The sequence below is a fragment of the Pseudomonas sp. GW821-FHT02H06 genome (assembly GCF_059421525.1).
Genome location: NZ_JBWKVD010000004.1, coordinates 409,589 through 419,111 on the forward strand (window position 1 = coordinate 409,589; position 9,523 = coordinate 419,111).

General features: G+C 62.6%; 3 protein-coding genes. All 3 read right to left on the minus strand.

Going from position 1 to position 9,523, the window contains the following annotated elements:
• Position 1: 1 nt before the first annotated feature.
• From recD to recC, 3 genes are read right to left on the minus strand one after another with little or no spacing between them, the layout of a single operon-like run.
• On the minus strand, positions 2–2,089 hold the full coding sequence (recD, locus tag AC07VF_RS10160) for an exodeoxyribonuclease V subunit alpha (RefSeq protein WP_495007947.1): 2,088 nt from the start codon (positions 2,087–2,089) through the stop codon (positions 2–4).
• Complete coding sequence (gene recB, locus AC07VF_RS10165; RefSeq protein WP_495007948.1) at positions 2,086–5,784, minus strand: exodeoxyribonuclease V subunit beta; 3,699 nt, start codon at positions 5,782–5,784, stop codon at positions 2,086–2,088. Before recB ends, recD begins: the two co-directional genes overlap by 4 nt.
• A complete protein-coding gene (gene recC / locus AC07VF_RS10170; RefSeq protein WP_495007949.1) occupies positions 5,781–9,266 on the minus strand; it encodes an exodeoxyribonuclease V subunit gamma in 3,486 nt (1,161 codons plus the stop codon). Before recC ends, recB begins: the two co-directional genes overlap by 4 nt.
• Positions 9,267–9,523 lie beyond the last annotated feature (257 nt).

A 9,523-nucleotide genomic window follows, 5' to 3' on the forward strand; every position in this document is an offset into this window, starting at 1 on the left:
CTCACAGCCCCAACATCAACCCGCTCAGGCGCTTGACCTTGCGCCGCAGCGCTTCTTCAAACACGCCCTGACGCGGCTCGATCAGGCTGAACCAGTGCTTGGCCCGGGTGATGCCGGTGTAGATCAGCTCCTTGGTCAGTACCGGGTTCAGCGCCTCCGGCAAAATCAGCGCCGTGTGCGCGAACTCCGAGCCCTGGGACTTATGCACCGTCATCGCGTACACCGTTTCCACGTCATTGAGTCGGCTCGGCAGCACGAAGCGCACCCCGCCGCTGCCGTCGTTACGCGGGAACGCAACACGCAGCGCCTGACGGTTTTCATCGACCGGCCCCTCGGGCAGACGCAGGGCAATGCCGATGTCGCCGTTCATCAAACCCAGCCCGTAATCGTTGCGTGTCATCAACACCGGGCGCCCCTCGTACCACTGATGATCGCTCTCGATCAGTCCGGCGCTGAACAGCGTTTCAGTGATCCGTCGATTCAGCCCTTCCACACCCCACGGCCCTTTGCGCACGGCACACAGCAGCTGGAACTCATCAAACGCGTTCAGCACTTGCCGCGCCCACTCGACACTGCGCGGGTCTTCGATCTGCGTCAGGTCTTGCGGCCGCTGCGCGTGCATCACGCCCAGATAATGGCGATAGCCTTGCGGGCCATCGCCGTGACCGTCGAGCAGCAGTCGCGACAGTGCGCGGTCCTGCTCACCCTTGAGCACCAGGGAAAATAGGTCCGGGTACTGGCGAGCCGCGAGCAATGCGCGTGCTTCCTGGTCCTGCTGCTGATTGACCAGCTTCGCCAACTGACCGATGCCGCTGCCGGCCACGAAACGCCGTGAATGGCGCAGCATCACCACCTGTTGCGCCAGGGCGTGATGCTGATCGTCGCCTTGCTGCAAGCCGCTTCCGGCAAGATCTTCCCCGCTGACCGATTCCAGCCACGCCTGGGTCTGCGGGGTGTACATGCCCGCCTCCGCGTCGCGGCACAAATCCCCCAGCACCGCGCCCGCCTCGACCGACGCCAGTTGATCCTTGTCGCCCAGCAGCACCATCCGCGCATGGGGCGGCAATGCGTCGAGCAGGTTGGCCATCATTTCCAGGTCGATCATCGAGGCTTCATCGACCACCAGCACGTCCAGCGGCAACGGGTTGCCCGCGTGATGCCGGAAATGCCGCGTGCCCGGACGACTGCCCAGCAAGCGGTGAACCGTTGTGACTTCGCTGGGGATCTTCTGCCGCACGTCTTCCGGCACTTGCAGCGACTGCACCTGATGACTGATCGACTCGGTCAAGCGTGCCGCGGCTTTGCCGGTCGGTGCCGCCAGGCGAATGCGCAACGGCTTGCCGCGCTCAACGGCTGGCGATTGCAGCAGTGCCAGCAAACGCACGACCGTGGTCGTCTTGCCCGTGCCGGGGCCGCCGGTGATGATGCTGAACGCGCCTCGGGTTGCCAGGGCGCACGCCAACTTTTGCCAGTCGATCAAGGCGTCAGGCGCATGGTTGGCCGGGCCGAACAGCGCATCCAGACGCTGGGGCAAATCGCTGAACCCCGTTTCCACCTGAGCCAGTCGACGACGCAACGCCGCATCGATCCGCCGTTCATACGTCCAGTAACGGCGCAGGTACAGGCGCCGATCGGACAAAACCAACGGCCTCTGTGCCGCTGCTTCGCTGAGGTCCCATGCGTGGGCCACCAGCGCGCTGGCTTCCAGCGCCTTGCACCACGTCGCGCCGTCGAGGGATTTGAGCAGCGAGGACGGCAGCAGCATCGGCGTCGACAACACATCGCCCTCCGGCGGCAGCGACAGGGCGAAGTCCGGCTCTTTCAGGGTTTCATAGAGGTCCAGACAGACGTGCCCGTGGCCCAACTGGTGGCTGGTCAGCGTGGCCGCCAACAGCACCAGCGAATCGGCGGCAGGATCGAGCTCAGCCAGAAACGCCACGAAGGCTTTGTCCAGCGCGCGCAACCAGCCGCGTTCGACCCAGCGCTGCAGCAACAGCAGCAGGTCATCCACGCGGCTGAGGGGCTTTAGCTCGGCCAGGCTGTCGGCGTCCAGCGCCGAGGGCATCAAGTGAGCGAAGGTCCGGTTCATACGAGGTCTCCTGACAGCACGTCGGCCGTGATCGGCGTTCGGCCCTGAAACAGCAGATCGAGACTTTCGATCAACTCACGGGGCGGTCGGGTGAACCACGCACCCTGACTCGCCCCACGACTGCCACGCACGAACAGGTACACCGCGCCACCCATGTGCCGGTCGTAATCGTAATCGGCGAGCCGCGCCTTGAGCTGACGGTGCAAGGCCAGCAGGTAAAGCACGTATTGCAGGTCGTAGCGGTTGTCCAGAATCGAGTTTTCCATCGCCTGCTCGGTGTAGGCATCGTCGTCGACGCCCAGCCAGTTGGATTTGTAATCGGCAACGAAGTAACGGCCTTCGTGCTCGAACGTCAGGTCGATGAAGCCCTTGAACATGCCGTTCAGCGAAACCGTTTCTGCCGCCGCCCTCGGCGCACCGTTGTGGGTGTATCGGCGAACCAGCGCGTCCATCTGCGCCACATCGACCTTCGAGCAGGCGAACCAGAACTCCATTTCGACGCGGTACTGGTTAGGCTGATCCAGCTCACACAAGGCCATGGGCTGCACCTCTGTGCCCAGACGCAGCGGCAGGGTCAGCAGATGCTGCAGCCAGTCGGTCAGCGTGTTGATCCAGCCTTTCCAGTCGCGACGGTTACAGCGTTGGGCTACGACTTTCTCCAGCGCAAGCGGATCGGCAGCCGCCTCGGCAAAGCCCTTCTCACCGGCCCACTCCAACAGCCCGTGCAGGAAGGTGCCGGGGTTGGGGCCACGCGGGAATCGGTGGATATCGCCGCCGCTGACCATGACCTCGCGCGGCGCATCCGGGTCGAGACGCTCATCGTCGAACAGCTTCTGCGCTTGCGGGCTGTCCGGCGACTGATCGCCGCTGTCGGTGATGGTGTCGCCAATGCGCAGCGCGCTGTAGGACGCAATCCACCAGTTCTCCCGAGCGCTGCGCCGGGGCTCGCGCGGCTTGCTCAATGCGACCTCGTTGCGCGGCGCGCTGAAGGATTCGGTGGTCGGCAGTGGAACGGGTTCAACTTTCACGGCCGGGTGGTCCTCTGCCAGCGATCGCAGCCATTGGCCCAATGCCACTGACTCAGCCAGCTTCTGCCCGCCGCCGAGCAAATAGCCCAGTGCCGAGCGGTGCAATATCGAAGCGCTGTTGCTGCCGCGCTTGAGATCGGCAACGCCCAGCCAGCACGCGTGTTGCGCGCGGGTCAGGGCCACATAAAGCAGACGCAGGTCTTCCGCCAGACGCTCGTCATCCGCCTGTTCGATCAGCGCCGGCGTGGGTTTGAGACTGATCTGCGCGTGGCCGGCGGCGTCGTGGAAGTGCAGCGGCAAACGGCTGCCGTCCACCGGCTTCGTCGAGCAGATGAAGGGCAGAAACACCAGCGGGTATTCCAGGCCTTTGGATTTGTGAATGGTCACGACCTTGACCAGTTGCTCATCGCTCTCGAGGCGCAGGATCTGCTCTTCCCCCGCTTGGCCGGACAGGGCCAGATGCTCGCTCAGATGACGAATCAGGGCCTGCTCGCCATCCAGCTCGGCGGCGGCCTGCTGCATGAGTTCGCTGAGGTGCAGCAGGTTGGTCAGCACACGCTCGCCATCGGTTCGCTGAACCAGCGCCTGCGGCAGTTTGAAGTCGTGCAGCAGCCGCCGCAGCATCGGCAGCACGCCTTGGGTGCGCCAGATGCGTCGGTAATCGCGGAACTGCATGACGCGGTTTTCCCACGCCAGTTCGTCCTGATTCAGCAGCTCAAGTTCGGCCAGCGGTAACGCAAGAGTAATGCAGGCCAAGGCCGCGCGCAGGGTTCGCTCGGCGTCAGGCTCGGCGCAAGCCTTGAGCCAGGCGAGCAGGTCATGGGCCTCCTGCGCGGCGAACACCGAGTCCTTGTCCGAGAGATACACACTGCGCACACCCCGCGCCGACAACTCGCCACGCACCGCCTGGGCTTCCTTGCCATCCCGCACCAGAATCGCGATGTCGGCAGGCAGCAGCTTCTTCAAAGGCTCGCCGGATTTGGCAAAGCCCGCTAGGCCTTGTTGACCCGCGTTGAGCAGGCGGACGATCTCACTGGCGCAGCTCGCCGCCAGTTGCTGGCGATAGACCGTGCCCGACACTGGCTGATCGGTTTCCAGCTGCCAGACGTTGAGCGCCGCAAGCACCTCACCGTCGACCTGCAACGTCTCTTTACGGCCTTGAGACCCGACTGCCAGAAACGGCACGGGATTGTCCTCGGGCGTGCGGAACAGGAAGGCACCGCGACCGGCCTCGCTCGTCTCCGCGCGCGTAAACACGTGGTTCACCGCATCGACCATCGCGTGGCTGGAACGGAAGTTGGTGCCCAGCGTGTGCAACCGCCCGGTGGTGGCCTGACGGGCGCGCAGGTAGGTATAGATGTCGGCACCACGGAACGCGTAGATCGCCTGCTTCGGGTCGCCGATGAGGAACAGGCCGGTGCTCTCGTCGTTGGCCTCAAGCCGGTAGATGCTGTCGAAAATGCGGTACTGGACGGGATCGGTATCTTGAAACTCATCGATCAACGCAACGGGAAACTGCTCGCGGATCAGGGTCGCCAGGCGCTCCCCTCCGCTGCCGCGCAACGCCGCGTCCAGCCGCAGCAGCATGTCGTCGAAACCCATTTCCGCGCGTCGCCGCTTCTCTTCTTCAAAGCGGGCGCCGACCCATTGCGCAGCGTGCTCAAGCACCGCCGCATCGGGCGTTGGCAGCGTGTCCAGCGCTACCTTGAGCTCGACCATCGCCTCGAACGCGGGGTGCGACGGCGGGTTGTTCTTCCACGCTTCGGCAATACCGTCGGGCGTCAGCCGGGTGAAACCGGTGCCGAGGTCCAACTGCTCTTGCTCGTCGTCATTGGCCCAGGCAATCAACTTGTCGAACCACGGACGGAAGTAGCGCTCCTGCATCTTGCGGCCATCGACCACTTTGCACGCAACGCCGTCGATGCAGATCGCATGCAGCTCCGCGGCCCAGCTGGCCCATGGCGCCTTGAGCTGGCGGAGGGTTTCGCGCCGCTCTTGAATCGACTGCTCGATGATCTGCGTCGGGGTTTTCGTCACGCTCGCCCGCTCACTGCCGAACAATGCGCGCACCCTTGGCAGTAGCGCCGCGGGTCCGCCCCAGTTCTCGCGCACCCATAGCAGCGCGTCGCCGCTCATGGGGTAACAGAACTTGCGCCAGTAATCGCGCAGCACTTCGCTCAGCAAATCGGTGTGATCGGTTTCCAGGCTCTGGGTGAACAGGCTGCCGCTGTCGAAGGCGTGCTCGCGCAGCATGCGCTGACACCAGCTGTGGATGGTCGAGACCGCCGCTTCGTCCATCCACTGCGCCGCGATGTCGAGACGGCTGGCGCACCCGGGCCATTGCTCAATGGCGAACTCGTCCCGCAACCCAGCGATCAACGCATCAGGCGCTTCGATTTCTTCACGAAAGAACCGCGCGGCTTCGGCCAGTCGCGTGCGAATACGGTCGCGCAGTTCCTTGGTCGCTGCGTCGGTGAATGTCACCACCAGAATCTGCGGCGGTAACAGCTCTCGGCCGAAGCCAGAAATCTCGCTGCCGTGACCCAATACCAGACGCAGGTACAGCGCCGAGATGGTGAACGTCTTGCCGGTGCCGGCGCTGGCTTCAATCAGCTGGCTGCCTTTCAGTGGGAAGCGCAGCGCCAGAGGTTGTTGTGCGTCACTCATGCGCCGGCCTCCTCGCGAGAAAGTGCCTGCCAAGGCGCTTCAAAAATCGGTTTGTACAGCGCCTCGCACCAACCCACGAATTCCTCGCTGCCCAGCAACGCATCAAAGTCCGGGAACTGGCGCGCCAGGGCAGTGCTCTCGGCACGCTCGCCCTTGCTGTTCTGACCATCGCCTTCATAGGCCTTGCGCGCGGCGGCTTCGGCTTTGATTTCATCGTTCTGGCCTAGCCAGGCAAACGCCGTCTTCACCGCAATCGGAAGCGGTCGCTGCATGCCCTGATGCCAGGCCAGCAGCAGGTCATTCAGCGTGCGCGTGGCAGTGTCCTTGTCCAGCGGCGGCAGCAAGAGCGTCTCGTCACTGGCCACCAGCGCCGTGGTCAACGGCAGATCGCACGCGCAGGCCACCAGATGGTTCACCCAAGGCTTGGTCAGGCGATGCCACTTGCGCGTCTTCTTGCTGGCGATGGCATTGGGGATAGCCGTGATCGCGAGTAACTCGTTCTGAGGATTCTGATAAAGCCCGTCGACCCAGCCATCGAGCTCGACGCCCTGATGCTGGTAACTGACCGGCAGCGCGCTGTGCAGCCGCACCGGCCAGCGAATCAGCAATTCGTGATAGCGGGCGACGAGGTCGGGTAGCGGTTCGATCAGTTCATCCTGCAGCAACGTGCCAAACCCAGCCATCGGCAGCAAGCCGCTGCCCTGCAAGCGCGTTGCTTGAGCATGGAGCGATTCCTGAATGTCCTCGTGATCTGTGAGCGCCGCTTGCAACAGACTGTCGCTGAGGCCATAGCGCTCGAGCGCGTCGAGTACGAACGGCTCCTCGTCCGCCAATGGCGCTTCGGCGACTTCAAAGAATATCTTCAAGCGCTGGCTGAAGAAGTGCTTCACCGGATTGCGCAGGAAATCCTGCAATTGCATCAGGCTCAACGGCTCTTCCTGCTGGTGCTTTTGCAGCGCTTTTGTTTCGCCTGCTTCAGTGAGGGCTTCGTGCAGCACCTGCCATTCTCCGGCGAAGCTGAAGAACTCCGGGTTCTCCTGAAAGTACTTGGCGCTGAAAGGCTGCAGCGGATGCTCGACGGTGAGTCTGTGCAGCAACTGCTGGCCCGGATCACGCTTTTTATCGTCCTCGGGCTCGATGGCATCGGCCAGCCGCCAACCGCTGGACAGATGATCGCGCAGCTGCCCGATGAGCACCGAAGCCGGCCGCTCGGAGTTGTCGCGAATACTGCGCCCCACCCAGCTGATGTACAGCTGATCACGGGCGGACAACAGCGCTTCCAACAGCAGATAACGATCATCCTCACGCCTGGAACGGTCGCCGGGACGGTAATCGCTGCCCATCAGATCGAAATCCAGCGGCGGCTGCGCGCGTGGGTAATCGCCATCGTTCATACCCAGCAGGCAGACGATTTTGAATGGAATGGCGCGCATCGGCATCAGCGTGCAGAAGTTGACCGATCCGGCCAGAAAGCGTTGGGACAACCGCCCTTGATCAAGCCCGGCCAGCCAGGCTTCACGCACGACCGTCAACGGCAAGTCTTCTTCCAGGCCAACGGTCTCGCAGGTCTGCAGCCAGTTTTCACGCAGGGTTTCCAGCTGACTGAGCAGGTAGTCGTCGTGCTCACTGTCGGCCATGAAGAACAGCTGCATGATCGCCTGAAGACGCGCGCCCCACATCGCGGGCGTCGCGGGTTGGGAGAGTTCGTTGTGCGCGACCTGAAGCGCGTCGATCAGGGACACCAACGGGCCAATAAGAGCCGCATCGAGCCCGCCGATTTCGTCATACGGCTGAATGCCGTCGTAAGCCGCACCCGCCCCAACGGCGTACCCCAGCAACATGCGACGCAGCCCAAAATGCCAGCTGTTCTGCTCAAGCTGTTCAGGTAGCCCCAGTCCTTCACGCTGCTTCGCATTGAGCCCCCATCGCACACCTGCTCCCTCAATCCAGCGGTGCAGGGTTGGCAGGTCTCGCTCATCAATGCCGAAACGCGCTCGTAATGCAGGGACGTCCAGCAGATCGAGGATTTCGCTGACCGGGAATCGACTGTCCGGAATCTTCAGCAAATGCTCGACGGCGATCAGCAACGGATCACGGCCGCGCTGGCCCTGATCGGCGAGGGTGAAGGGGATAAAGCGGCGATCGTCGCGATCCAGTTGGCCAAACACGGCGCGAATGTGAGGGGCGTAGCTGTCAATGTCTGGGACCATGACGATGACGTCCCGCGGACGAAGGTCCGGATCCTTGCTGAAGCGCGCGAGCAGTTGGTCGTGGAGCACCTCCACTTCGCGCTGGGCGCTGTGGGCGACATGAAAGCGAATGGAGCGGTCGGTCTTGATATCCACGGGCGGCCAGACTTCGCGGGTCTCGCTCAAGGGGCGCAACTCGAGGATATCGTCCTGGAGTTGATTCAGGAGCGTCTTGGGCTCGCTCTCGCTGAACAGGTCGATGCGCCCGTCGCGAAAGATCGAGCGATAGCTGTTCGGGTCGTCATGACTGTCGAGCAGATTGATGTAGTCACGACCCTGCTTGCCCCACGCAGCCAGCAACGGGTGAGCGTGCTGGTGCAGCGCATCAGGGTTCAGCACCACCGGCATGCCGGGTTTTCGTGATTGGCGTTTGTATTCGTGGCGCAGGAGATCCTTGTCAGCCACGATGTCTGCCCAGTGATGGCGGCAAGGGTTGTGAACGCAGAGCAGGACCTGACTGAAACGGGCTAGCCCGGCAAGCGCCTCTAGTGCCTGGGCGGGCAAAGAGGAAATACCGAAAACGATCACCCGCGCCGGCAAACCGGCCGGTACCTCGACCAGGCTATTGATGCGTTCGATGTAACGTTGATGCACGCCGGCCCGGCTCTGGGCCATCCCCTCTGCCCCGACATCATGGAGCAGCGCACGCCACAGTTCGGCCTGCCAGCAGTTCTCTGCTTTGAGCGGCTTTGCCTCTCCCCGCCCGGTCCTGAGTTGATGCTTGCCCGCGGCCCAATCCTCCAGCCAGTCGGCGCGATACACCTGATATTGATCGAACAGGTCAGCGAGTCGTTCGGACAACTGGTAGCGCTTGCGCAGGTCGGTGTCGGCGGTCAGGAATCGCTGCAGCGGCTCGAAGTGTGGCTGATTGATCAGGCCGGGCAATAGACGCATCAAACGCCAAGTCAGGGGAGCCTTATCAAGCAATGAGGTTTCCGGAATCTCTGCCTTGCCCAACACTGCGCGATACAACTGCCACATGAAGCTACCCGGGAGTTGCACATCGATCGCTGCCGCGATGCCGCAACCACCTTGATCATCGTCCTGTGCATCTTCTGCCAAAGCGAGCTTCAGCCACTGCGCAATGCCGTTGCTTTGAACCAGCGCTACTTCGTTCTCAAGCGGAGTCAGGGGATAACGCCGCATCCAGGACACCACAAGGCCACGCAGTTCATCCAGGCGATTCCCATGGACCACCATAAATCCGGGGTTGAGATTGGATGTCACCGGCATAGCTGCGTCCCTTGGTCTTTTAAAAGAGGGAGAAGACTACCAGAGGGAGCGGACTTGTTAGCGGTCGATCTTGTCAGGGCGACTGACAACTGCGCTCATCCGCTGTTTAGGTATGAGGATGACTGTCCGCTTTTCCGCGCGCAAAAACAAAACCCCATCTGCTTTCGCAAATGGGGTTCTGGAATTTAATCTTGACGATGACCTACTCTCACATGGGGAAACCCCACACTACCATCGGCGATGCATCGTTTCACTGC

Bases quoted from the DNA above. Each gene is read 5' to 3' on its own strand.
- recD (WP_495007947.1), bottom strand. From the start codon at position 2,089: ATGAACCGGACCTTCGCTCACTTGATGCCCTCGGCGCTGGACGCCGAC.
- recB (WP_495007948.1), bottom strand. From the start codon at position 5,784: ATGAGTGACGCACAACAACCTCTGGCGCTGCGCTTCCCACTGAAAGGC.
- recC (WP_495007949.1), bottom strand. From the start codon at position 9,266: ATGCCGGTGACATCCAATCTCAACCCCGGATTTATGGTGGTCCATGGG.